Source organism: Pseudomonas sp. 34 E 7, from assembly GCF_900005715.1.
Taxonomy (GTDB): Bacteria; Pseudomonadota; Gammaproteobacteria; order Pseudomonadales; family Pseudomonadaceae; genus Aquipseudomonas; species Aquipseudomonas orientalis_A.
The window spans coordinates 134,316-156,928 of record NZ_CVTX01000169.1 but is presented as its reverse complement, the minus strand read 5'-3'; the positions used below and the strand labels follow the sequence as shown (position 1 = coordinate 156,928).

The following is a 22,613-nucleotide window of genomic DNA, read 5'->3' as shown; positions in this document are numbered from 1 at the left end:
GCGATTATGCGCCATTCGTCGCTGTTTTTCCCACTAGCGGTTCGTCTATAGCCGACAACGCGGCGTGCTCGCCCAGCAGAAAATCCAGCAAGGCACGATGCACCGCCAGCGCCGCCTCGCGTGATTCCAGGTCGAGCAAATGGCCGGTGTGTTCGGCCACGGCGAAACTGCTGCGCCCTACGTAATCGCCGAACAACCGGGCTTCGGCGGCAGGGGTGTATTCGTCCAGCGTACCGTTGAGGAAGTGCACCGGTGTTGCAATGTGCCGCAGCGCCGGCAAGTAGTTGCCATCGCCCAGCGCCAACACCTGGTGGATATGAAAACGCGCCTGGCGATATTCGGTGGTGGCCATGTTCGACAGGTGGCGGTGGTTGTTGCGCTTGAGGCGCGGCGACAGGTATTTGCCGACTGTCTCGTTGAGCAGGTGGCCCACGGCGGATTTGTCATCGGCCTCGATCAGCACACGCACGCGCTCCACGTACGCAAGCATGGCCGGGTTGAGGTTGGGGGCGAGGGCCATCACCACCGAGCTTTCGATGGACGGCGGGTTGTGCGCCAGGGTCAGCAGCGTGGAGATACCGCCCCAGGAGGCCGATACCAGGTGGTTGACCTCGAAGCGCTCCACCAGGGCGCGGAGCATCTGCACTTCGTCGTCCTTGGTCACCAGGTCCAGTTCGGTGTTGTATTCACGCGAGTAGCCGGAGAAGGGCAGGTCGAACAGCACCACATTGAAATGCCCGGCCAGGCACTTGCTGGTGCGCGCAAAGGCACGCGTGGTGGACAGTGCACCGTTGACCAGCAACACGGTTTTTCTGCGCGGGTCGTTGCCCAGTTGCTCCACGTGGACGTTGTAGTGCTTGTACAGCTTCTCTATGACAAAACTTCCCTGGGTCATCGCAACACTCCCTGTTGTGTGGCGGTATGCCACTAGCTCTTATAACGAGGTTTTTTGCAGGCGACAACAGGCCTGCCCGCGAAGAGCACGAAGAAGGGAATTGGCGGTAGGAAGGGTTGAAACCGAGCTGTCTGAAATCAACTCAGGACAATGTGGGAGGGGGCTTGCTCCCGATAGCAGTGTGTCAGTCAGTACATGTGTCACTGATACACCGTCATCGGGAGCAAGCCCCCTCCCACAGGGGGTTTGTATTTACAACGTCAGGGTCAGGCGTTTGACCAGGGCGCCCGGCAGCAGATTGGACGCGGTGTTGCGCTGGCTGTAGGTACTGGCCGACAGCAGCAGTTCCCGTTCAATCGTCAACGCTTCCAGCTGTGAGCCAAGCAGGCTGTACACACTGTCATCAAAGCGCATGGTGCTGACCGGGGCCTTGATCTCGCCGTCTTCCACCCAGAACGTGGCGAAGCGGGTCATGCCGGTCAGGCGCGCCGCCGGCAGGTCGGAGTAGTTCAGGTACCACAGGTTGCTGATGTACAGCCCGGTGCCCAATTGCTTGAGGATATCGGCCTGGGCCAGGTTGCCGGCGGCCATCTGCAGGGCGCTGGGGGACTCGTCGCCGCCGGCGCCGTTGGCACTTAGGCCATATTCGGCGGCGCTGCGCGAGTTGACCAGTTGCCCGTCGGCGCGGCCTGCATCGATCAACCTGACATCGCTGCGCGGGTAGCCTTCCGGGGAAAAGGCCTGGCTCAGTGAACCGCTGATCTGCTCGCTGACGGTCACCAGCGGGCTCAGGTGCTGTTCGCCGGCATACAGGCGTTGCAACGAGCTGCCTTTGCTGGCGATGGCCTGGGCGGAAAAGCCGCCCCAGGTCACGATGCTGATGATCTCTTCGAGTGCCGCCGGAGCGAGGTAGGCGCGGTACTGTCCGGGCGCCAGCGGGTGCAGCGGTCGGCCCAGGAAGTGGAGCTGGTCGCGCGCCTGTTGGACGCGCCGGGCGAACTCGGCACTGTCCCAGGTGTGCCCGGCGTAGCTGGCCTTGACCGCTTCGCCATTGGCGTGGAACAGGCTGAAGTCGAAGTTGAAGCTATTGGCCTGGTGCCAGCCGAACGCGCCGTCGGAGCTGGCAAAGCCACGGCTGATGGGACCGGCGGCATAGAAGCCGACCAGGTCCACGTCTTCTGCAGCCTGGCTGATGTCTTGCAGCACCTGGGCCAGCTTCGGCAGGGGGCGTAGCTGTTCGTTGTGGCTGTGCCAGGCGTCGTGGTTCAGCAACAGGTACGGGTCCGCCGGCAGTAACGGCAAGGTTTCGCGCAGTTGTTGCAGGCCATCGGCCAGACGCTGGCGATCCAGCGCCGGCTCGCCGGACAGGGTGATGCCCAGGTCGGCGTGGCGGCCGTCGTTGATCAGCTTGAGGTTCAGGCTCGATTGTTGCACCTGGCCGGCCTGGCGTACCTGCGCGTGGTTGAACCGCACGAACTCCGACGATTCATCCGCGTAGCCGAGGTGAAATTGCTCTTTATCGGTGATGGCCTGCTTGAGCCAGTCCACCAGTGCCTTGAAGTTATTCATCAGGCGTCTCCCCCGAATACATCGACGTTGCTGAACACACAGGCCGGCGACGCATGGCCGACGCGGATCACCTGGTTGGGTTCACCCTTGCCGCAGTTCGGCGTGCCCAACACCTTGAAGGTGCTGGCATCGCCGACCGCGCTGAGGTTGCGCCAGAACTGCGCGGAAATGGCGCGGTAGTTGGGGTTCTTCACCACACCCTTGAGTTCGCCGTTTTCGATCAACTGGCCCCACTCACACCCGAACTGGAACTTGTTGCGCGCATCGTCGATGGACCACGAACGATTGGTCGACATCAGGATGCCGTGTTCAATACCGCCCACCAGTTGCGCGAGGTTTTTATCGCCGGGCTCGATATTCAAGTTGGCCATGCGATCGATGGGCGGGCGATTCCAGCCGCAGGCGCGGCTGTTGGCGACGCCTGGCAGGTTGGCGCGAAATTGCGACAACGCGCCGCCCAACGGCTTGAGCAGCAGCCCTTCGCGGATCAGGAACTGCTTGCTGGCGCGGGTGCCGTCATCGTCATGGCTGTAGCTGGCAAGCTGCTCGGGGATGTCCGGGTCGAAGGTCACGTTGAGCAGCGCTGAACCGTATTGCAGGTGGCCGAAGTCGCTGGCCTTCACAAAGCTGGTGCCGGCGTAGTTGCGCTCGTCGCCGAGGATGCGGTCCAGCTCCAGCGGATGGCCGATGGACTCGTGGATCTGCAGGATCATCTGGTCGGGCATCAGCAGCAGGTCACGCGGACCCTGGGGCGTGTTCGGTGCCAGCAACAGTTGCAGGGCCTCGTCGGCCACGCGCGGCGCGGCGCCGATCAGGCCGAAGCGGCTGATCACGTCAAACCCGCCTTGCTGGCCGAAGTTGCTGCCGCCGAGGGTGCGGGTCTGGCTGTCGTTACCGTCGAAGGCCGTGACATTGACGCCGGGGAACACAAAGCGCTGGGCCTGGCGCAATTGGGCGCCGGCGGTGTTGAGGTAGATCTGTTCGACGGTGGTCTGGCCCAGACTCACGTCCCAGCTGACCAGGCGCTCATCCCTGGGCACGGCAGCCGACTCATCGCCGAGCAGTTGGTAGCAGTCGCTCAGGGTGGGGAAGGGCTGGTCGAAGTCGGGCGACAGGTAGTCGGCAACGTCACTGGACACCGCTTGCTCGCGCAGGTCGAGCAGGGCGTGGGGCAGGATCTGCCGGGCCTGCTGCTCGGCGCGCTCGAGGGCGGCTTGCAGGCCGGCCAGGGAAATATCGTTGGTCGCGGAGTAGGCTTCCACGCCGTTGAGGCGCACGGTGAGCATGGCGCCTTCGTCGTGGCTCAGGTGGGGCGGTTCGGCGACGTTCTTGCGTACCGACAGGTATCGGCCGGATTCGCGGACATAGCGCAGGGAGAAGAATTGGGCGTTGGTGCGCAGGGCACTGAAGTGTTTCTTGAGCGTGGCGTGGTGTTCGAACATGGGGCCTTCCTTGTGGGCGGCTCAGCGCGGGCAGGCCAACAGAGTAGGCCGGGGTTGGGAGCTGATCAAGGAAAGTGTAGGTGGGAGGTTTTGCAGTGTCTGGCAGGGCCTCATCGGGGGCAAGCCCCCTCCCACATTCGACCGTGTTCACAAATCAAAGTGTGGGAGGGGGCTTGCCCCCGATGGGAGCGCCGCAGTGTTTCAGTTACTGCGCAATTTCACGCATCGGCTTGCCACGCACCGGCGCATCGCCGGCCACGTAGTAGTCGGCGGTGCTGCGCGGCAGTGGCTTGCGGCCACGGATCTTGTCGGCGATTTTCTCGGCGATCATGATCGTCGGCGCGTTCAGGTTACCGGTGGTGATGATCGGCATGATCGACGCATCCACCACACGCAAACCCTGCATGCCGTGCACGCGGCCTTCGCCGTCGACCACCGCCATCTCGTCGGTGCCCATCTTGCACGAGCAGGACGGGTGGAACGCGGTCTCGGCGTGCTCGCGGATGAACTTGTCCAGCTGCTCATCGGATTGCACGTCGATACCCGGGCTGATTTCGCGGCCACGGTAAGGGTCGAGCGCCGGCTGCTGCATGATTTCGCGGGTCAGGCGGATGCCGTCACGAAATTCCTGCCAGTCCTGTTCGGTGGCCATGTAGTTGAAAAGGATGCTCGGGTAGTCCCGTGGGTTCTTCGACTTCAGGTGCACGCGGCCACGGCTTGGCGAACGCATGGAACCCATGTGCGCCTGGAAGCCGTGCTCTTTCACGCCGTTGCTGCCGTTGTAGTTAATGGCGACCGGCAGGAAGTGGTACTGGATGTTCGGCCATTCGAATTCCGGGCGCGAACGGATAAAACCGCCGGCCTCGAACTGGTTGCTGGCGCCGATACCGGTGCCGTTGAACAGCCATTCGGCACCGATGGCCGGCTGGTTGTACCAGAGCAGCGAGGGGTACAGCGACACCGGCTGGGTGCAGGCGTATTGCAGGTACAGCTCAAGGTGATCCTGCAGGTTTTCGCCGACGCCTGGCAGGTCATGGACCACCGGGATGTCGAGGCTTTCCAGCAATTTGGCCGGGCCGACGCCGGAGCGTTGCAGCAGTTGCGGCGAGGCGATTGCGCCGCTGCACACCAGCACTTCCTTGCGCGCACGGGCTTCGACGCGCTCTTCGGCAGCGCCGATCAGGTAACGCACGCCAACGGCACGCTTGCCTTCGAACAACACTTTGTCGGTGAGGGCGTGGGTGACGATGGTCAGGGTCGAACGCTTTTTAGCCGTGTCCAGGTAACCGCGTGCGGTGCTGGCGCGACGGCCATTGGGCGTGACGGTACGGTCCATCGGGCCGAAGCCTTCCTGCTGGTAGCCGTTCAAGTCTTCGGTACGCGGGTAACCGGCCTGTACGCCGGCTTCGACCATGGCGTGGAACAGCGGATTATTGCCTGCTTTGGGCGTGGTCACGCTGACCGGGCCTTCGCCGCCGTGGTAGTCGTTGGGGCCGATGTCGCGGGTTTCGGCCTTGCGGAAATACGGCAGGCAGTCCAGGTAGGTCCAGTCTTCCAGGCCCGGCAGCTTCGACCAGTTGTCGTAGTCCATGGCGTTGCCGCGGATGTAGCACATGCCGTTGATCAGGGAAGAGCCACCCAGGCCCTTGCCGCGACCGCATTCCATGCGGCGGCCGTCCATATGCGGCTCCGGATCGGTTTCGTAGGCCCAGTTATAGCGGCGGCCTTGCAGCGGGAAGGCCAGGGCGGCGGGCATCTGGGTACGGAAGTCGAGACGGTAGTCCGGGCCACCGGCTTCCAGCAACAGGACGGTGACGCCTTCGTCTTCGGTCAGGCGAGTCGCCAGGGTGTTACCGGCGGAGCCGGCACCCACAATGATGTAGTCGTATTCTTGGGACATTGGATGCACCCTCTTTGAAGTGTGGTCAGGTCGGGCCTCATCGGGGGCAAGCCCCCTCCCACACTGACTGTGTTCACAAGTTTAGATGTGTAAACACAGTCAAATGTGGGAGGGGGCTTGCCCCCGATGGCGGCCTTACAGGCAATACAAGGCTCGGGTGTCAGAACACCGAGGCGTAATCACCCAACTCAACCTGTACCGATTTGATGCGCGTGAAGTTGTTCAGCGAGCTGATCCCGTTCTCACGGCCCACACCCGATTGCTTGTAGCCACCCACCGGCATCTTGGCGTCGGACTCGCCCCAGGCGTTGATCCAGCAGATACCCGCTTCCAGTTGATGAATCACGCGGTGAGCGCGGTTCAGGTCCTTGGTGACCAGGCCGGCTGCCAGGCCGAAGTCAGTGTCGTTGGCGCGACGGATCACTTCTTCTTCGGTTTCATAGGTGAGGATGCTCATCACCGGGCCAAAGATTTCTTCACGCACGATGGTCATGTCGTCGGTGCAGTCGGTGAACACGGTCGGGGCCACGAACGCGCCTTTGGCCAGGTCGCCGTCGGTCAGGCGATCGCCGCCGCACAGCAGGCGTGCGCCTTGCTCTTTGCCCTTGGCGATGTAGCCCAGCACGCTTTCCATGTGGGCGAAGCTGACCAGCGGGCCGAAGTTGGTGTTGTCGTCCTGCGGGTCGCCTACACGGATGCGCGCAACACGTTCAAGAATCCTGGCTTCGAACGCCGCCTGCAGGTGCTTGGGCACGAACACGCGAGTGCCGTTGGTGCAGACCTGGCCGGAGCTGTAGAAGTTGGCCATCATCGCGATGTCGGCGGCGCGATCCAGGTCGGCGTCTTCGAACACGATCAGCGGCGACTTGCCGCCCAGTTCCATGGTCACTTCCTTGAGCGAGGAGCTCGACGCGCTGGCCATGACTTTCTTGCCGGTGTCGGTGCCGCCGGTGAAAGAGACTTTCTCGATGCGCGGGTGCTCGGTCAGCCAGGTGCCGACTTCACGGCCGCTGCCGGTCAGTACGTTGAACACACCGGCCGGAACGCCGGCTTCGGTGTAGATCTCGGCCAGTTTCAGGGTGGTCAGCGAGGTGACTTCGCTGGGCTTGAAGATCATCGCGTTACCGGCGGCCAGGGCCGGTGCGGATTTCCACAGGGCGATCTGGATCGGGTAGTTCCACGCGCCGATACCGGCGACCACGCCCAGCGGCTCGCGGCGGGTGTAGACGAATGAGGTGTCGCGCAGCGGAATCTGCTCGCCTTCGATGGCCGGCACCAGGCCCGCGTAGTATTCCAGCACGTCGGCGCCGGTGACGACGTCGACGTATTTGGTTTCGGAGAACGCCTTGCCGGTGTCCAGGGTTTCCAGGGCGGCCAGCTCATCGTTGCGCTCGCGCAGGATGTCGACGGCGCGGCGCAGGATGCGCGAACGCTCCATGGCGGTCATGGCGGCCCAGATCTTCTGGCCTTTTTCGGCGCTGACCACGGCACGTTCAACGTCTTCCTTGGTAGCGCGTTGCACTTGGGCGAGAACTTCACCGTTAGCCGGGTTGATGGCTTCGAAGGTGGCATCGCTGCCAGCGTCGCTGTAGCCGCCGTCAATGTAGAGTTTTTGCAGTTCGAAACGGGCCATAAAGTCCTCGCAAGTGCATAAGTGGTTGGCGCGGTTCGGGAGTTGAGCGGTTATGTGCTCTGACTCACCTGCTTGGCCAATTGGAAATCCATGTATTCGTGAGCAATGCGTTGCGCCTGCTCCGTGTCGAAAGCGTCTCCCGACAGGGCACCGCGCAACCACAAACCGTCGATCAGGGCCGCCAGGCCTCGGGCTGCGCTGCGTGCTTCGGGCAACGGCAGCGCACGGCGGAACTGGCAACACAGGTTGGAATACAGACGTTGATCGTTGATCCGCTGCAACCTGTGCAAAGACGGGTGGTGCATGCTGGAGGCCCAGAAGGCCAGCCAGGTTTTCATTGCCGGGCCGTTGACCTGGCTGGCGTCGAAGTTGCCGGCGACGATCACCTGGAGGTGGGCGCGCGGGCTGTCATCCTTCAACGCTTGTCGACGTGCGTGGATGTTTTCCATCAGCACGCTCATCAAGTACTGCATCGTCGCTGCGATCAGGCCGTTCTTGTCCCGAAAGTAGTGACTGATGATGCCGTTCGAGACGCCTGCCAAACGGGCGATCAGCGCAATGCTGGCATCTCCCATTCCGACTTGATCGATGGCCGTCATCGTGGCTTCGATCAACTGCTGGCGGCGTATGGGTTGCATACCGACCTTGGGCATGTAGCACCTCTCCTTTGGCCTGCCGACAGGCGATCCACGTCCGTCGGCTTGAAGGCCAGTCTATTTTGTTTTGATTGAACGTTCAATCAACAAAGAATAAGCTCTGCGACAAATGGTCGCTGCCTACAGAAGTTTCCTACCTGAGAGCCGCGACCTCTGACACCTGCTAAAACCCCTGAAACAGGCCGTATCAGGGCTTGGGCACCGCTTCGGCGGGGTCCAGGATTTTCGGGATGTCTTTATAACACCCGTCCGTCGACTGCCGAAAAATCGATGTCCCGGGATAACCGTTGCCTTGTGTTTCTCTCTCGCACTGCCCGGAGCATCTGCGCCATGAGTTCTGCCTCTCTTATAAAGACTCCGCCCGAAAAGGTGCGGGTCAACGGTTGGGTGTTCTACACCTCCACCGCGCTGATTCTGTTGTTGACTGCCATTCTGATCATCGCCCCGCAGGAGGCCGGGCGCATGCTCGGCGTCGCCCAGGCCTGGCTGTCGAAAAGCTTCGGCTGGTACTACATGGTGGTCATCGCCGCCTACCTGGTGTTCGTGGTCGGCCTGGCGTTTTCGTCCTATGGCAAATTGAAACTGGGCAGCAAGGACGACACCCCGGACTTCAGCTACGGCGCCTGGGCCGGCATGCTGTTCTCGTCGGGCATCGGCATTTCGCTGCTGTACTTCGGCGCCTCCGAGCCGCTGGATCACTACTTCAACCCGCCCGAAGGCGCGGCTGCCAGCAATGGCGCGGCACGTCAGGCCCTGCAACTGACCTTCCTGCACTGGGGCCTGCATGGCTGGGCGATCTATGCGCTGGTCGGCCTGGCCGTGGCGTACTTCGCGTATCGCCATAACCAGCCGCTGGCCTTGCGTTCGGCGCTGTACCCGCTGGTGGGCGAGCGCTGGGTAAAAGGCGCGGCCGGCCACGCGGTGGACGGTTTCGGCATGTTCGTGACCTTGCTCGGCCTGGTGACCAACCTGGGGATTGGCGCGATGCAGGTGTCGTCGGGGCTTGAAAACCTGTTCGGCATGGCGCACAGCAATACCAACCTGCTGATCGTGATCATCGTGATGAGCACCGTGGCGACCATCGCCGCGGTGTCGGGCGTGGAGAACGGCATTCGCCGCCTGTCCAACCTCAACATCGTCTTGTTCAGCGGGTTGCTGATCTTCGTGCTGCTGTTCGGCCCCACGCTGCACTTGCTCAACGGCCTGGTGCAGAACACCGGTGACTACCTCAACGGTATCGTGCTGAAAACCTTCGACCTGTATGTGTATGAAGGCGACGGCGCCAAGACCGAACGCTGGATGGGCCTGTGGACCCTGTTCTACTGGGCCTGGTGGATTTCCTGGGCACCTTTCGTGGGCATGTTCATTGCGCGTATTTCCCGTGGGCGGACCGTGCGTGAACTGGTGGCCGGCGTGCTGCTGATCCCGCTGGGCTTCACCCTGGCGTGGTTGTCGATCTTCGGCAACTCGGCGCTGGACCTGGTGCTGAACCATGGCGCCGTGGAGTTGGGCAAGACCGCGCTGGAACAACCGTCCATGGCGATCTACCAGTTGCTTGAGCATTACCCGGCGTCGAAAGTCGTCATCGGTGTGTCGATCTTCGTCGGCTTTGTGCTGTTCCTGACGCCGGCGGATTCCGGCGCGGTGATGATGGCCAACCTGTCGTGCAAGGGCGGCAACGTGGATGAAGATGCGCCGCACTGGCTGCGTATCTTCTGGTCGGCGGTGATTACCCTGGTGACCATCGGCCTGCTGTTCGCCGGCAACTTCGAAGCCATGCAGACCATGGTGGTGCTGGCGGGGCTGCCGTTCTCGGTGGTGCTGATTCTGTTCATGTTCGGTTTGCACAAGGCCATGCGCCAGGACGTGGCCATCGAACAGGAGCAGGCGCAGTTGGCTGAACGCGGGCGTCGCGGCTTCAGCGAGCGCTTGACCGCACTGGACCTGCAACCGAGCCAGGGCACCGTGCAACGCTTTATGGACAAGCACGTCACGCCGGCGCTTGAAGAAGCGGCGACGGCGTTGCGTGAGCAGGGTTTGCACGTGCAGACGCTGCTGGGCAAATCCAAGCGCTGCATCGGTGTGCGGATCGAGATGGAAGAGGGCAACCCGTTTGTCTATGAAGTCAGCCTGGATGCCTACTCGTCGGCGCCGGCTGACTTGCCTGAAGAAGAGCGCACGCGGTATTACCGTGCCGAGGTGTACCTGCACAACGGGCCTCAGGAATACGACCTGATGGGCTTCACCCAGGAGCAGATCACCCGGGATGTGCTCGATCAGTTTGAAAGCCATCGGCAACTCCTTGGCCGGGTCTATAGCTGATAGTTTGGCTTGCCATGAGCGTTCCCACGCTCCGCGTGGGAATGCATCCCGTGACGCTCCGCGTCACCAGCGCAGCGGACCGTTGACGGGACGCGGAGCGTCCCAGGCGGCATTCCCACGCGGAGCGTGGGAACGATCAGCTCCTTCAGCCCAGGTTCTTGCCCAGCAGGGCATGGTAGAGCTCGCTGTCACCCAGGATGCCCACCACCTTGTTGTTGTCATGCAGCACCAGCTTGTTGCCTGTCTGATAGCGAATCTGCAACGCATCGCGCATGCCGATGTTGGAGTCCACCAGCGTCGGCACCCGGCCCAGACCTTCCACCGCTTGCCCCGGCGCCCAGTTCTGCAGGTTCATCACCACGCCGTTCTGCCGCGCGCCCTGGATGGTGTTGCCTTCGGCCAGGTCCAGCCAGGAGTCGCCGCCCGGGTCCAGGCATACCGAACCGTTGACCCGCGTGCAGTTGTCCAGCGTCCGCATCAGGCTGCGGCCGCACAGCACGTTCAGCGGGTTGGTATGGGCGACGAAGGTGCGCACATAGTCGTCCGCCGGGTTCAGCACGATCTCTTCCGGCACGCTGTACTGGATGATCTTGCCGTCTTTCATGATTGCGATGCGGCTGCCCAGCTTGAGGGCCTCGTCGAGGTCGTGGCTGACGAACACGATGGTCTTGTTCAGCTTGCGCTGCAGTTCCAGCAGTTCATCCTGCAGGCCTTGGCGAATCAGCGGGTCGAGGGCGGAGAAGGGTTCGTCCATCAGCAGGATATCGGCGTCCATCGCCAGCGCACGGGCCAGGCCGACGCGCTGTTGCATGCCGCCGGACAGCTCGTCCGGCTTCTTGTTGCGCCATTGGGTCAGGCCCACCAGTTCGAGTTTTTCATCGACCAGCGTGCGCCGTTCCTTTTCCGGACGGCCCTGCATTTCCAGGCCGAAGCTGATGTTCTCGCGCACCGTCAGCCAGGGCATCAGGGCGAATTTCTGGAACACCATGGCGATGCGTTTGGTGCGCATCATTTTCAGCTCGGCCGGCGTGCAGGAGGCGATGTCGATCTGGCGCCCTTCGTGCTCGACAAACAGTTGGCCACGGCTGACCGTGTTGAGGCCGTTGATGCAGCGCAGCAGACTGGATTTGCCGGAGCCCGACAGGCCCATCAGCACACAGATCTCGCCTTTCTCGATATCCAGGCTGGCGTTTTCCACGCCGACAATCTGCCCGGTTTTTTTCAGGATTTCGTTACGGCTCATGCCCTGGTCCAGCAGCTTGAGCGCTTCGCGTGGGTCTTTGGAAAAGATCACGTCGACTTTGTCGAATCGGATAATGCTCATGCATCACCCCCTACTTTGGCGTCGGGTTGTTTGCAGATACGGTCGAGCATGATGGCCAGCAATACGATTGCCAGGCCCGCTTCAAAGCCCAGGGCGATATCGGCCGTGTTCAGTGCGTTGACCACCGGCTTGCCGAGGCCGTCGGCGCCGACCAGCGCCGCGATCACCACCATCGACAACGACAGCATGATGCATTGGGTAATGCCGGCGGCGATGCTCGGCATGGCGTGGGGCAGTTCAATGCGCGAGAGCAACTGGCGGCGCGAGCAGCCGAAGGCCTTGCCGGCGTCCATCAGTTCCTGCGGAACGTCGCGGATACCCAGATAGGTCAGGCGGATGGGCGCGGCAATCGCGAACACCACGGTAGAAATCAGCCCGGGCACCACACCCAGCCCGAAGAGGGTCAGGGTTGGGATGAGGTAGACGAAGGTCGGCACGGTCTGCATCAGATCGAGTACCGGCCGCATCATGGTGTAGAACATCGGCTTGTGCGCGGCAACAATGCCCAGCGGCACGCCGATGACCACGCAGACCAGGGTGGCGAACAGCACCTGGGCGAGGGTTTCCATGGTTTCCTGCCAGTACCCCAGGTTGAGGATCAGCAGGAAGGAGGCAATGACGAACACCGTCAGGCCCCATTTGCGTTGAATAAAGTGAGCCAGCAGCGCAATCAGACCGATCAATGCCAGCGGATTGAACCAGGTCAGCGCAAACGTCACGCCGTGGATCATCGTTTCCAGTGTCGATGCGATTGCGTCGAAGTAGTTGGCACCGTGTTGGGTCAACCAGTCGACGAAGGCAGCGATGTACTGGCCTAGTGGGATTTTCTGTTCAGTCAGCATGGTAGTGAATGTCCACATGCGAAGGGGAATACATCCCGGGGCAGCGCACCGCCCCGGGGTCAGCGGGGGTTACTTGGCGAGGTAAGCCTTGACGGCGTCGAGTCCTGGTTTGCCATCGACGGTGGTGACACCGGCGAGCCAGGTGTCGAGCACTTGCGGGTTCTTCTGCAGCCAGGCCTTGGCGGCGGCGTCGGCCTTCATCTTGTCGTCCAGGACGTTACCCATCAGGGTGCTTTCCATGTCCAGCGTGAACACCAGGTTTTTCAGCAACTGGCCAACGTTGCTGCATTCCTGGGTGTAGCCCTTGCGGGTGTTGGTGTAGATGGTGGCCTGGCCGTAGTTGGGGCCGAACGAATCGTCACCCCCGGTCAGGTACTTCATCTTGAAGCGGGTGTTCATCGGGTGCGGTTCCCAGCCCAGGAACACGATGGCCTGGTTGCGCTTTGAGGCGCGTTCAACCTGGGAGAGCATCCCGGCTTCACTGGATTCGACCACCTTGAAACCGGCGGTCTTGAGGCCGAAGGCATCTTTGTCGATCAACGTCTGGATGGTGCGGTTGCCGTCGTTGCCCGGCTCGATGCCGTAGATCTTGCCGCCCAGCTCATCCTTGAATTTGGCAATGTCGGCGAAGTCTTTCAGGCCCTTGTCATACAGCGCCTCGGGCACCGCCAGGGTGTATTTGGCGTTCTCCAGGTTGGCACGTACGGTTTCCACCGTGCCGGCTTCGCGGTACTGCTTGATGTCGTTTTCCATGGTCGGCATCCAGTTGCCGAGGAAGATGTCCATGTTCTTGCCGTCGGCCAGGGACTTGTAGGTCACTGGGACCGAAATCATCGTGGTGCGTGGCTTGTAGCCCAGGCCCTTGAGGATTTCGCTGGTGGTCGCGGTGGTGACGGTGATGTCGGTCCAGCCGACATCGGAGAAGTTGACGGTCTTGCACTGTTCCGGTTCTGCGGCGTGCGCCATGACCGGCAGACTCAGCATGGCGGCCAACAACAACGAGGGTGAACCTTTCATCGGGGTAGACTCCTGTGTTTTTTCTGGCGGCATTCGCCGCGCTTTATAGTGCTGCTATTGGAGTGTGCGTTGGACAGCTCTGGCACGGTGCCTTGCAAACGAGTCGTGACTGATCATGTACCAGTGAAAATCTGACGCCTACAGGGGGCGTCGTATCCAGTACAGGGAGGGTCGCATCCAGTACCGATGACGTCGCTTACAGATTTTTCCAAAGGTAAAACCGCTGTTTTTACCCTTCTGCACCGCAAAAAACGCCCAAAACAGGCCATTACACGCGAGCGACGCTGGTGAGCATGGATGCGTCGGTGTGAGACGCCGTGAGCGGCCACAAAAGCTTGATGATGCGGCCATCTGGGCGATCTGAGCGTAGCACCTCGTTCAAGCCTGGCCGTGCTTATCGAGGAGTTCTACCGCAATGGCTATCAGTGTTTTCGACCTGTTCAAGATCGGCATCGGGCCTTCGAGTTCTCACACCGTCGGCCCCATGCGCGCCGCCGCGCTGTTCGTTCAAGGCTTGCGCGAGCGTGATCTGTTGGACCAGGTTCGGCGCGTCGAGGTGCAACTCTACGGCTCCTTGTCGGCCACCGGTATCGGCCATGGCAGTGACACCGCCACCATCATGGGCCTGATGGGCGAATGGCCGGACGCAATCGACCCGTCGCAGATCGGCGTGCGCATTCACACGCTGCGCGAAACCGACACCTTGTTGCTCGACGGCCGTCTGCCGGTGCCGTTCGTATGGTCACGGGACATGCGCCTGCTCGACGAAAACCTGCCGTTCCATCCCAACGCCATGACCCTGGTGGTGTGGGGGGATGACGGCGAGTTGCACCGCGACACCTACTACTCGGTGGGCGGCGGCTTTGTGGTGGATGAAGCTCAGGCGCAAAGTGGCGTGGCCGATATGGACGGCACCGTACTGCCTTACGATTTCTCCAGCGCGGCCGAGTTGCTGCAGCTGTGCAAGACCCACAACCTGCGGGTCGCCGAACTGATGCTGGCCAACGAGAAAACCTGGCGCTCCGAAGAAGAAATCCGCAGCGGCCTGATGAAACTCTGGCGTGCCATGCAGGATTGCGTGGAGCAGGGCCTCAAGCACGAAGGCATCCTGCCCGGCGGTCTCAACGTGCGCCGTCGCGCTGCCAAGCTGCACCGCAGCCTGCAGGAACTGGGCAAGCCGAATGTGATCGGTTCGACCTTGAGCGCCATGGAGTGGGTCAACCTGTTCGCCCTGGCGGTCAACGAAGAAAACGCCGCCGGTGGGCGCATGGTCACCGCACCCACCAATGGCGCGGCGGGGATTATTCCGGCCGTGCTGCACTATTTCATGAAGTTCAGTGAAGAAGTGACTGAGGCCAACGTGGTCGACTACCTGCTCGGCGCGGCGGCAGTGGGTATTCTGTGCAAGAAGAACGCCTCGATCTCCGGTGCCGAAGTCGGTTGCCAGGGCGAAGTGGGTTCCGCCTGCGCCATGGCCGCAGCGGGCCTGGCCGAAATTCTCGGCGCCACGCCGGAGCAACTGTGCAACGCTGCGGAAATCGGCCTGGAACATAACCTGGGCCTGACCTGCGACCCGGTGGGCGGCCTGGTGCAAGTGCCGTGTATCGAGCGTAATGCGATTGCGGCGGTCAAGGCGATCAATGCGGCGCAGATGGCCTTGCGCGGCGACGGCCAGCACTTTATTTCCCTGGACCGGGTGATCCGCACCATGCGCGATACCGGGGCGGATATGCACGACAAGTACAAAGAAACGTCGCGCGGTGGGTTGGCGGTCAGCGCTGTTGAGTGCTGAGACCGCGTCGCCTGCATCGGGAGCAAGCCCCCTCCCACACTTGACCGCATTCCTACAGGATGTACTCGGTCAAATGTGGGAGGGGGCTTGCTCCCGATAGCGGTGGTCCAGGCGACACTGCTCACAAAGTGAACACCCCAACCAAAACCGCCACCTTTTAGCGCGTCGCAAATAGATAAGTAGCCTGCGAACGATTTACCCCTCCGTTACCCGTCCCCCGTGCTTTGGGTGACAGACTTTTCCTACGCCCGCAAAGCGCCTTCCCACAAGTGCTACCGTTCTGCTCACGGCCCTTGAACGCCCATCCTGTGCGTTATATCCCACGTTTAATGCGCGGGCTTATATAGACGCGTCAACAGGTCGTTTTCAGGATTTGTTGAATGGCCATTCAAATTTAGGCATGGCATTTGCTCTATCAATTCAAAGCCTCTGTCCTTGCAAGGGATGAGCGCAATAACAAGAGCCTCGCCTGAGGCCATCACCTGCTTTGTGTGAGGAGATACTGTGATGACGTCGTCCAACTCCGGGGGCCAACCCCAGAACCGTGCGCCTCAATCCATCGGCTTTTTGCTGCTGGACAATTTCACGCTGATTTCCCTGGCGTCGGCCGTGGAACCGCTGCGCATGGCCAACCAGCTGTCCGGTCGCGAGCTGTATCGCTGGACAACCCTGAGTGTCGACGGCAACCAGGTGTGGGCCAGCGACGGCCTGCAGATCACGCCCGATGCCGCGATGCACAAGGCCCCGGTGCTGGACACGGTGATTGTCTGCGGTGGCGTCGGCATTCAGCGCACCGTCACCCGCGAACACGTGTCGTGGCTGCAAAGCCAGGCGCGTCAGTCCCGGCGTCTGGGGGCGGTGTGCACCGGCAGTTGGGCCCTGGCCTGCGCAGGTCTGCTCGATGGTTTTGATTGCAGCGTGCACTGGGAATGCCTGGCGTCGATGCAGGAAGCGTTCCCCCGCGTAGCCATGAGCACCCGCCTGTTCACCCTCGACCGCAACCGCTTCACCAGCTCCGGCGGCACTGCGCCGTTGGACATGATGCTGCACCTGATCAGCCGCGACCACGGCCGTGAACTGTCGGCAGCCATCTCCGAGATGTTTGTGTACGAACGCATCCGTAACGAACAGGATCACCAGCGCGTGCCGCTCAAGCACATGCTCGGCACCAACCAGCCCAAGCTGCAGGAAATCGTTGCGCTGATGGAAGCCAACCTGGAAGAGCCCATCGACCTGGACGAACTGGCGGTGTACGTCGCCGTGTCGCGTCGCCAACTGGAGCGGCTGTTCCAGAAATACCTGCACTGTTCGCCGTCGCGCTACTACCTCAAGTTGCGCTTGATCCGTGCGCGGCAGTTGCTCAAGCAGACGCCGATGTCGATCATCGAAGTGGCGTCGGTGTGCGGGTTTGTGTCCACGCCGCACTTCTCCAAGTGCTACCGCGAATACTTCGGCATTCCGCCGCGGGATGAGCGCGTAGGTTCCAACACCACCCAGCAAGTGGCGATGATGCCGATTCCCCAGGCACTGGTGTTGTCACCGCTGTCGGGGCCGATGTCGGCGTTGAGTCAGGCGCGCAATGAGTCGACGTTCGCCAGCGTAAGGCTCTGACACTGGCCGCTTTAAATTGTAGGAGCGAGCTTGCTCGCGAAAAACTCAAGATCGCTGCGGGGTGTCTGATTACCCGCGTTATCGTTGACGATTTTCGCGAGCAAGCTCGCTCCTACAGGGAGAGTGTGTCTCAGGCGCCAGAGTTCTGCTTGAACTGCATCAAAGCCGGCAACAACTGCTTATCGATCGCCTGCCGCACCGCCGGCAGGATCGTCGCCTTGCCGGTGTACATCTGTTCCACCATGCCCTTGAGCGCTCTGGCCCGCGCTTCGCTCAAACCGCGTACCGCACACTCGCATGCCTGCTCGGCCGTGGCACCGCTGGACACTTCAAAACCCAGCGAGCGCAGTTGGCTCAGCAGGTCATCCTGGTCAATCAAATCCGCGTGCATCATGACGTTTATCCTGGTGTAGGGAACGGTGATTGAGCTCGATTCTGGTAGGCCCCCGGCCGGTGGGCAAGCGCAGAATCGAGCAATGCCTCGGATGGCTATGAACAGGTCGTTTTCGGGTTACTCAGGCCTGCAGGTAATAGGCACACTGGCGCCAGGCACGCAGCTTGATGGTTTGGTCACCCTCGGGATGCACGGCTCACACAAGGCACCTCTGCCCCGATCCAGTCACGGCTGGTTCGGGGCTTTTTTTGCCGGCAAACCGATGACCCGGCCGAGCAGGGCGGGCCGTGGCAGCTCGGCCTGTGCAGCGCTGATTGCGGTGAGCTTGTGCAGCGTGGCCTCAGTGAACGGCGTTGCGTGCGGGCCGGCCAGGTCGACATGCAGCAGCATCTGTTCGTTGCCGGCCAGCTCCTTTTCATCACCCAGCAGATGCAGGCTGTGATAGAGGTGCAGGCGCTTGGCATCAAAGGCGATCAGTTGGGTGCGCACCTCGACCTCGGCCCCCAGCTTCACTTCGTGCAGGTAGTTCAAATGCAGCTCCAGGGTGAACAGCGAGTGGCCGCTGGCTTCGCGGTTGTCGCTGTCCAGGCCCAGGGTGTCCATCAACGCGTCGGTGGCGTAGCTGAAGATCAGCAGATAGAACGCATCGCGCAGGTGGCCGTTGTAGTCCACCCAGGCGGGCTGGATTCTAGTTGTGTAGGTTTTTAATGCGGACATGGGGCTGTACTCGGTAAAAAATGTGGGAGGGGGCTTGCCCCCGATGGCGGTTCGTCAGCGGCAGATGGGCTGGCTGACCCACCGCTATCGGGGGCAAGCTCCCTCCCACATTCTGTTATTCGGCGAAGGTCATGCCGTGTTTGGCTTTAGTAACCTTGACGGCCTCCAGCACCGCCAGCAAGCAATCATCACGATAGCGCTCCAGCGCCGAAATGCTGTGGTTGCCCAGTTGGTCGCTGGTGCCGGCGACTACATCGTCAATCAGCGTGTCGGTCAATTCGGGCGCGGGCAGATACGTCCACGGCAACTGCAACGCCGGACCGAACTGCGCCATGAAGTGGCGCATGCCCGCGTCGCCGCCCGCCAGCGTGTAGGTGAGGAAGGTGCCCATGAACGACCAGCGCAGGCCGGCGCCAAAACGAATCGCATCGTCGATTTCACCGGTGGTCGCCACGCCATCGTTGACCAGATGCAGCGCCTCGCGCCACAGCGCTTCCAGGAGCCGGTCGGCAATGAACCCCGGCACTTCCTTGCGCACGTGCAGGGGGCGCATGCCGAGGGATTCATACACCTTGATGGCGGCCTGGATCGCCTCCGGCGCGGTGCGTTTGCCGCCCACCACCTCCACCAGGGGTAACAGGTACACCGGGTTGAAGGGGTGGCCGACCACGCAGCGTTCGGGGTGGGTCGAGTCCTCATAGAATTCGCTCGGCAGCAGCCCAGACGTGCTCGAGCCGATCAACGCATCCGGCTTGGCTGCCGCGCTGATCTGGCGGTGTAATTGCAACTTCAGCTCCAGGCGTTCCGGGGCGCTTTCCTGGATGAAGTCGGCGTCTTTGACGCACGCTTCGATGGTACTGACAAAGCGCAGGCGATCCTGCGAAGCGCCCGGGGCCAAGCCTTGTTTCTCCAGCGCGCCCCAGGCATTGGCGACACGCTTGCGCAGCGCCGCCTCGGCACCGGGCGCCGGGTCCCAGGCCACGACATCCAGGCCGTGGGCGAGGGCGCGGGATACCCAGCCGCTGCCGATAACACCGCTGCCGAGGGCGGCGAAGGTTTTGATTTCTGTGATAAAGCGCATGGGTGCATTCCTAAAGAGTTTGGTGATCCCCTGTGGGAGGGGGCAAGCCCCCTCCCACATTTTTTATCCGCGCTTGGTCAGGCCCATCTTCACGCGGCCTTCCGCCGGGGTCATGACCCGCGCCCCCAGGCGGCTGAGGATTTCACTGGCGCGCTCCACCAGTTGGCCATTGGTGGCGAGCACGCCCTTGTCCAGCCACAGGTTGTCTTCCAGGCCGACCCTCACGTTGCCGCCCAGCAGCACCGCTTGCGCTGCCATCGGCATTTGCATGCGGCCAATGCCGAAACCGGCCCACACCGCGTCGGCGGGCAGGTTGTCGACCATGGCTTTCATGGTGGTGGTGTCGGCCGGGGCGCCCCACGGGATGCCCAGGCACAGTTGAAACAGTGGGTTGTCGAGCAGGCCTTCCTTGATCATCTGCTTGGCGAACCACAGGTGGCCGGTGTCGAAGATTTCCAGCTCGGCCTTCACGCCCAGCTCTTGGATACGCTTGGCGCCCGCCCGCAGTTGCGCCGGGGTAGACACGTAAATGGTGTCGCCATCGCCGAAGTTCAGGGTGCCGCAGTCCAGTGTGCAGATTTCCGGCAGCAGTTCTTCCACATGCGCCAGGCGGGTCAGCGGGCCGACCAGGTCGGTGTTGGGACCGAACGCCATAGGGTGCTCGCCGCCGCCGATCTCCAGGTCGCCGCCCATGCCGGCAGTGAGGTTGACGATGATGTCGATGTCGGCCTCGCGGATGCGCTCCATCACTTCGCGGTACAGCGCCACGTCGCGGCTGAACTTGCCGGTGTGCGGGTCACGCACATGGCAGTGCACCACGGTCGCGCCGGCCTTGGCCGCTTCCACCGCGGCGGCTGCGATCTGTTTGGGGGTGACCGGTACGTGCGGGCTTCTGGCGCTGGTGTCGCCAGCACCGGTGAGTGCGCAGGTGATGATGACGTCGTGGTTCATGGGACGGTTCCTTACAGGCGTGGTGGTGCCGTTCGCGGCCTCAAATGGCCGCGAAACGGTGATTCGGAGAAGGTTATTGGCTGGTCAGTTTCAGGTCGGCAGCGGCGGGTTTGCCATCGAAGGTGGTCACGCCTTGCAGCCAGCGCGCCTGGTCTTGCGGGTGATCCTTGAGCCACTGCCGGGCCGACTCAATGGGGTCCTTGTGATCCAGCAGGGGCTGCATCATCCGGCTCTCATCGGCGGCGGTGAAGGTCAGGTTGGTCAGCAGCTTGTGCACGTTGGGGCATTGCTCGGCGTAGGCCGGCGCGGTGACCGTCCACACGGTGGCCATGCCTTCGTTCGGGCCCAGGGCGTCGTCGCTGCCGGTGAGGTAGGTCATGGCGACGTTGACGTTCATCGGGTGCGGCGCCCAGCCGAAGAACACCACGGCTTCCTTGCGGCGTACCGCACGGTCGACGGCAGAGAGCATGGCCGCTTCACTGGATTCAACCAGTTGGAACTTGCCCAGGCCGAACTGGTTCTTGGCGATCATCGCCTTGATCTGGGTATTGGCGCCTGAGCCCGGCTCGATGCCATAGATCTTGCCGCCCAGCTCTTTCTCGAACTTGGCGATATCGGCAAAGGTCTTCAGGCCCTTGTCCGCCAGGTAAGTGGGGACGGCGAGAGTGGCGCGGGCGTCTTGCAGGCTCGGTTTGTCGAGCACCTTGACTTGCCCGGCGTCGACGAACGGCGTGATGGTCTGGGTCATCAGCGGGTTCCAGTAGCCCAGGAACAGGTCCAGGCGCTGGTCGCGGATGCCGGCAAAGATGATTTGCTGGGAGGCGCTGGTCTGTTTGGTTTTATAGCCGAGGCCGTCGAGCAACACCTGGGCCATGGCACTGGTGGCGATCACGTCGGTCCAGTTCACCACGCCCAGGCGTACGTTCTGGCATGAAGCGGCATCCGCTGCCATGACGTGGGTGCTCAAAATAGCGCTGACGCTGAGTGCAAGCACGCTGCGGCTGATCAGTCGGTTCATGGTGGAGCCCTCGGCAGGTCGTTATTGTGGGGTCCGGCGTCTTTGTGCACCGTGCAGCCAAGTTACGTACCTTCGCCAGCGCCGAAACGCACAGCGGCGACCGGCTCTTGCACTGCAGCGACCTGCGCGCTTGAATCCGCCCGTGAACGGGAGTATCACAGTGCCACGCTGGTCGTCCCACGAGAGCGCCATCATGTCCCAGGATTTTTATTTTTTGCTGATGCCGGGGTTCTCGGCCATCGGCTTTATCTCCGCCCTTGAGCCGCTGCGCGTGGCCAATCGCTTTCGTGGCGAGTTGTACCGCTGGCACATATTGAGCGCCGACGGCGGTGCGGTGCTGGCGAGCAACGGCATGTCGGTCAACGCCGATGCCGCGCTGGAGCCGCTGAAAAAAGGCGCGACCTTATTGGTGGTGGCCGGCTTTGAACCCTTGCAGTTCGCTACGCCTGCCCTGGCGCACTGGTTGCGTCGCCTCGACCACGACGGTGCAACCCTCGGCGCCATCGACACAGGTGCCTGCGTACTGGCCGAGGCGGGCCTGCTCGACGGCCACCGGCTGACCCTGCACTGGGAAGCGATCGACGCCTTCAAGGAGGCCTATCCGCACCTCAGCGTGACCCAGGAACTGTTCGAGATCGACCGCCGCCGCATCACCTGCGCCGGCGGCACCGCGTCCATCGACCTGATGCTCGACCTGATCGCCCAGGCCCACGGCCCGGACCTGGCAATCCAGGTCTCCGAGCAATTCGTGCTCGGCCGCATCCGCCCGCGCAAAGACCACCAGCGCATGCAAATCGCCACCCGCTACGGCATCCATAACAAGAAATTGGTGCAGGTGATCGGCGAAATGGAGCAACACACCGAGCCGCCCCTGAGCACCCTGGCCCTGGCCGAGGCGATCAAGGTCACCCGGCGCCAACTGGAGCGGCTGTTTCGCCTGCACCTGAACGACACGCCCAGCAACTTCTACCTGGGCCTGCGCCTGGAAAAAGCCCGGAAACTGCTGCGCCAGAGCGGCATGAGTGTGCTGGAGGTGAGCATTGCGTGCGGGTTTGAGTCGCCGTCGTATTTCACAAGGAGCTATCGGGCAAGGTTTGCGAAATGCCCGAGGGAGGATCGGCGACGGGAGGTGGTTTGATCGTTTTTTAGTCAATTAGGTATAAAAGCGGCCGGCACCGCGGATCAATGTGGGAGGGGGCTTGTCCCCGATGAGCATAGGTATCTACACAGTTTTGGTGCGACACCGCACCTGTGGCGAGGGAGCTAACGCGTATCTACCTGACGCTCCGAGGTCCAAATGTGGGAGGGGGCTTGCCCCCGATGGCGGCCTCTGGGCTGGCTGGGATGTTGGATTGGACCGAGTACATATCCGTTTCTGCGGTAACGGCCACTTAGGGTTCCGCCCTGACGGCGGCTCACTTTTGAAAAGCGCAAAAGTAAGCAAAACGC

The 22,613-nt window shown here is 62.1% G+C and carries 18 protein-coding genes; 4 read left to right on the top strand and 14 right to left on the bottom strand.

Annotated elements, in window-relative coordinates; all coding sequences use genetic code 11:
* Positions 1–4: 4 nt before the first annotated feature.
* The 6 genes from BFP96_RS23165 to betI all read right to left on the bottom strand — a co-directional run bounded on the left by BFP96_RS23165 (position 5) and on the right by betI (position 8,092).
* Positions 5–895: an alpha/beta fold hydrolase gene (locus BFP96_RS23165; protein WP_065937086.1), complete on the bottom strand. Its 891-nt coding sequence runs from the start codon at positions 893–895 to the stop codon at positions 5–7.
* A gap of 252 nt (positions 896–1,147) precedes the next feature.
* The gene (locus BFP96_RS23160; RefSeq protein ID WP_065937085.1) at positions 1,148–2,464 is read right to left on the bottom strand and encodes a TldD/PmbA family protein; all 1,317 of its coding nucleotides are present in this window, start codon (positions 2,462–2,464) and stop codon (positions 1,148–1,150) included.
* Positions 2,464–3,906, bottom strand: coding sequence for a TldD/PmbA family protein (locus BFP96_RS23155; RefSeq protein WP_065937084.1), 1,443 nt, complete (start codon positions 3,904–3,906; stop codon positions 2,464–2,466). Before BFP96_RS23155 ends, BFP96_RS23160 begins: the two co-directional genes overlap by 1 nt.
* Positions 3,907–4,111: 205 nt before the next feature.
* On the bottom strand, positions 4,112–5,806 hold the full coding sequence (betA, locus tag BFP96_RS23150) for a choline dehydrogenase (RefSeq protein WP_065892443.1): 1,695 nt from the start codon (positions 5,804–5,806) through the stop codon (positions 4,112–4,114).
* A gap of 160 nt (positions 5,807–5,966) precedes the next feature.
* Positions 5,967–7,439 carry a betaine-aldehyde dehydrogenase gene (betB, locus tag BFP96_RS23145; protein WP_065885422.1) on the bottom strand — a complete coding sequence of 491 codons (1,473 nt, stop codon included), beginning with the start codon at positions 7,437–7,439 and terminating at the stop codon, positions 5,967–5,969.
* Positions 7,440–7,489: 50 nt separating this feature from the next.
* A complete protein-coding gene (betI, locus tag BFP96_RS23140; protein WP_057723583.1) occupies positions 7,490–8,092 on the bottom strand; it encodes a transcriptional regulator BetI in 603 nt (200 codons plus the stop codon).
* Positions 8,093–8,482: 390 nt separating this feature from the next.
* On the opposite strand from betI, the gene BFP96_RS23135 reads away from it, so the two are divergent.
* Positions 8,483–10,417, top strand: a complete 1,935-nt coding sequence (locus tag BFP96_RS23135) for a BCCT family transporter (protein WP_237140441.1) — start codon at positions 8,483–8,485, stop codon at positions 10,415–10,417.
* A 145-nt stretch (positions 10,418–10,562) separates the two neighbouring features.
* Here the strand turns inward: BFP96_RS23135 and choV are convergent, their stop codons facing one another.
* The 3 genes from choV to BFP96_RS23120 form a co-directional block, all read right to left on the bottom strand.
* The gene (choV, locus tag BFP96_RS23130; RefSeq protein ID WP_065885424.1) at positions 10,563–11,741 is read right to left on the bottom strand and encodes a choline ABC transporter ATP-binding protein; all 1,179 of its coding nucleotides are present in this window, start codon (positions 11,739–11,741) and stop codon (positions 10,563–10,565) included.
* Positions 11,738–12,583, bottom strand: a complete 846-nt coding sequence (gene choW / locus BFP96_RS23125; protein ID WP_003194913.1) for a choline ABC transporter permease subunit — start codon at positions 12,581–12,583, stop codon at positions 11,738–11,740. Before choW ends, choV begins: the two co-directional genes overlap by 4 nt.
* 69 nt (positions 12,584–12,652) lie before the next feature.
* Positions 12,653–13,600 (bottom strand): choline ABC transporter substrate-binding protein, encoded by a 948-nt coding sequence (locus BFP96_RS23120; RefSeq protein WP_065885425.1) that lies wholly within the window; start codon positions 13,598–13,600, stop codon positions 12,653–12,655.
* Positions 13,601–14,015: 415 nt separating this feature from the next.
* Here BFP96_RS23120 and BFP96_RS23115 point away from each other — a divergent pair, with 415 nt between their 5' ends.
* On the top strand, positions 14,016–15,392 hold the full coding sequence (locus BFP96_RS23115; protein ID WP_065937083.1) for an L-serine ammonia-lyase: 1,377 nt from the start codon (positions 14,016–14,018) through the stop codon (positions 15,390–15,392).
* Positions 15,393–15,899: 507 nt separating this feature from the next.
* The gene (locus BFP96_RS23110) at positions 15,900–17,003 is read left to right on the top strand and encodes a choline metabolism transcriptional regulator GbdR (protein ID WP_065885427.1); all 1,104 of its coding nucleotides are present in this window, start codon (positions 15,900–15,902) and stop codon (positions 17,001–17,003) included.
* Positions 17,004–17,133: 130 nt separating this feature from the next.
* Here the strand turns inward: BFP96_RS23110 and BFP96_RS23105 are convergent, their stop codons facing one another.
* The 5 genes from BFP96_RS23105 to BFP96_RS23085 all read right to left on the bottom strand — a co-directional run bounded on the left by BFP96_RS23105 (position 17,134) and on the right by BFP96_RS23085 (position 21,164).
* Entirely contained in the window at positions 17,134–17,397 is a 264-nt protein-coding gene (locus tag BFP96_RS23105; protein ID WP_065885428.1) for a hypothetical protein, read from the bottom strand.
* Between the two features lie 225 nt (positions 17,398–17,622).
* Complete coding sequence (locus BFP96_RS23100) at positions 17,623–18,114, bottom strand: thioesterase family protein (RefSeq protein ID WP_065896295.1); 492 nt, start codon at positions 18,112–18,114, stop codon at positions 17,623–17,625.
* 115 nt (positions 18,115–18,229) lie between these two features.
* Entirely contained in the window at positions 18,230–19,195 is a 966-nt protein-coding gene (locus BFP96_RS23095; protein WP_065892449.1) for an L-carnitine dehydrogenase, read from the bottom strand.
* A gap of 63 nt (positions 19,196–19,258) precedes the next feature.
* Positions 19,259–20,146 carry a 3-keto-5-aminohexanoate cleavage protein gene (locus BFP96_RS23090; RefSeq protein ID WP_065896293.1) on the bottom strand — a complete coding sequence of 296 codons (888 nt, stop codon included), beginning with the start codon at positions 20,144–20,146 and terminating at the stop codon, positions 19,259–19,261.
* A 73-nt stretch (positions 20,147–20,219) separates the two neighbouring features.
* Positions 20,220–21,164 (bottom strand): choline ABC transporter substrate-binding protein, encoded by a 945-nt coding sequence (locus BFP96_RS23085; RefSeq protein WP_065937082.1) that lies wholly within the window; start codon positions 21,162–21,164, stop codon positions 20,220–20,222.
* A gap of 193 nt (positions 21,165–21,357) precedes the next feature.
* Between BFP96_RS23085 and BFP96_RS23080 the strand changes: the two genes are divergently transcribed.
* Positions 21,358–22,302 carry a GlxA family transcriptional regulator gene (locus BFP96_RS23080; protein ID WP_065892452.1) on the top strand — a complete coding sequence of 315 codons (945 nt, stop codon included), beginning with the start codon at positions 21,358–21,360 and terminating at the stop codon, positions 22,300–22,302.
* The last annotated feature ends 311 nt before the right edge of the window (positions 22,303–22,613 follow it).

Excerpts from the sequence above, each read along its gene's own strand:
- betA (WP_065892443.1), bottom strand. The coding sequence starts at position 5,806 with ATGTCCCAAGAATACGACTACATCATTGTGGGTGCCGGCTCCGCCGGT.
- choV (WP_065885424.1), bottom strand. The coding sequence starts at position 11,741 with ATGAGCATTATCCGATTCGACAAAGTCGACGTGATCTTTTCCAAAGAC.
- betI (WP_057723583.1), bottom strand. The coding sequence starts at position 8,092 with ATGCCCAAGGTCGGTATGCAACCCATACGCCGCCAGCAGTTGATCGAA.
- BFP96_RS23090 (WP_065896293.1), bottom strand. The coding sequence starts at position 20,146 with ATGAACCACGACGTCATCATCACCTGCGCACTCACCGGTGCTGGCGAC.
- BFP96_RS23105 (WP_065885428.1), bottom strand. The coding sequence starts at position 17,397 with ATGATGCACGCGGATTTGATTGACCAGGATGACCTGCTGAGCCAACTG.
- BFP96_RS23155 (WP_065937084.1), bottom strand. The coding sequence starts at position 3,906 with ATGTTCGAACACCACGCCACGCTCAAGAAACACTTCAGTGCCCTGCGC.
- BFP96_RS23100 (WP_065896295.1), bottom strand. The coding sequence starts at position 18,114 with ATGTCCGCATTAAAAACCTACACAACTAGAATCCAGCCCGCCTGGGTG.
- BFP96_RS23115 (WP_065937083.1), top strand. The coding sequence starts at position 14,016 with ATGGCTATCAGTGTTTTCGACCTGTTCAAGATCGGCATCGGGCCTTCG.
- BFP96_RS23080 (WP_065892452.1), top strand. The coding sequence starts at position 21,358 with ATGTCCCAGGATTTTTATTTTTTGCTGATGCCGGGGTTCTCGGCCATC.
- BFP96_RS23095 (WP_065892449.1), bottom strand. The coding sequence starts at position 19,195 with ATGCGCTTTATCACAGAAATCAAAACCTTCGCCGCCCTCGGCAGCGGT.
- choW (WP_003194913.1), bottom strand. The coding sequence starts at position 12,583 with ATGCTGACTGAACAGAAAATCCCACTAGGCCAGTACATCGCTGCCTTC.
- BFP96_RS23110 (WP_065885427.1), top strand. The coding sequence starts at position 15,900 with ATGACGTCGTCCAACTCCGGGGGCCAACCCCAGAACCGTGCGCCTCAA.
- BFP96_RS23160 (WP_065937085.1), bottom strand. The coding sequence starts at position 2,464 with ATGAATAACTTCAAGGCACTGGTGGACTGGCTCAAGCAGGCCATCACC.
- betB (WP_065885422.1), bottom strand. The coding sequence starts at position 7,439 with ATGGCCCGTTTCGAACTGCAAAAACTCTACATTGACGGCGGCTACAGC.
- BFP96_RS23120 (WP_065885425.1), bottom strand. The coding sequence starts at position 13,600 with ATGAAAGGTTCACCCTCGTTGTTGTTGGCCGCCATGCTGAGTCTGCCG.
- BFP96_RS23085 (WP_065937082.1), bottom strand. The coding sequence starts at position 21,164 with ATGAACCGACTGATCAGCCGCAGCGTGCTTGCACTCAGCGTCAGCGCT.
- BFP96_RS23165 (WP_065937086.1), bottom strand. The coding sequence starts at position 895 with ATGACCCAGGGAAGTTTTGTCATAGAGAAGCTGTACAAGCACTACAAC.